A 1,036-nucleotide genomic window follows, 5' to 3' on the forward strand; every position below is an offset into this window, starting at 1 on the left:
CCTGTTAGGTGACTAACGGGTATCTCGCTCCTTCAGGGGCGAGAGGATGTCAACAGTTTTATTGTCTGGATCAAAAGGCAAGCATTGATGATGAGTCCATTCGCATTTTCAGTAATAACTGCGTTATCGAAAAGTCCCGCGCTGCCGTCATTCTGATAAATAACGACCTGATCAATGAAACAGTGGCTGCACAGGTCAGGCAGTTGGAACAGTCATTTGAAAATGTACGTGTCCTGGATGTGTCAAAGCTGCTAAGTGAGGGCAGAGTAGCTGGTATGAAAATTACCCAGAATAAAAGCATGGAAGGTCAATTTTATGTGGAAGTGGATGCGCGTTTTTGCACACTCGAAGGTCATTATTATAACGATGGCAGGATAAGGCGTTATGTTCAGTTTCATGATGTTCTGGACATTTTTCAATTCGTGGCAATGTACCATTGTGATAAGGTCTGTGAATTAGTCGGCATTGAAACCAGCAGTCGTGGATGCATAAAAATCGACTGGGATATGGAGTTAACAGAGCCCATTGGCACTCTTAAATGCCCAGGTGGTTTTAGTGCTTTTATCATGGACAGTATCAGAGGGACAGAAGACGCCGGGAATAATGAGTTGACACATACTTTGATAATGGAGAACAGTCTGGTGGCGGTGACCAGACCACAGCACCCGATCATGGCTGATTCAGTTTGTCCGCACTATGTTGTATTCAGTAGATATACTAGCGCAGTCAGCAAATCATTCAATCATCCGCGCACTACTCCAAACTATGATGTCAAACAATTTTCCATAACTGGCAATGATGAGATCGCTTCCTTGAAGATGTTATGTCGTTTGAAAGAAAGAGAGCAGATTGCGGGTAATCTTGATCCTGCTAAGCCGCTGAACATCCGCTTTAATACAAGCACCAGCTGGAAGCAGAAAGTTGCTTTTCCATTAACTGGCATCAAGGCGGATCAAAGTCGGGTTCGGGGTGTCAGCTCATGGCACTCCCATTCACGAATAGACAACGGCAGACTTTCATGAACAAACCCGCAACC

The 1,036-nt window shown here is 44.7% G+C and carries 1 protein-coding gene; it reads left to right on the top strand.

The features are described 5' to 3' along the window. The first annotated feature begins 8 nt into the window (after positions 1-8). The gene (locus tag KDK16_RS00565; RefSeq protein ID WP_257274226.1) at positions 9-1,022 is read left to right on the top strand and encodes a hypothetical protein; all 1,014 of its coding nucleotides are present in this window, start codon (positions 9-11) and stop codon (positions 1,020-1,022) included. Positions 1,023-1,036: the final 14 nt, after the last annotated feature.

This window comes from Endozoicomonas sp. SESOKO4 (assembly GCF_024606275.1).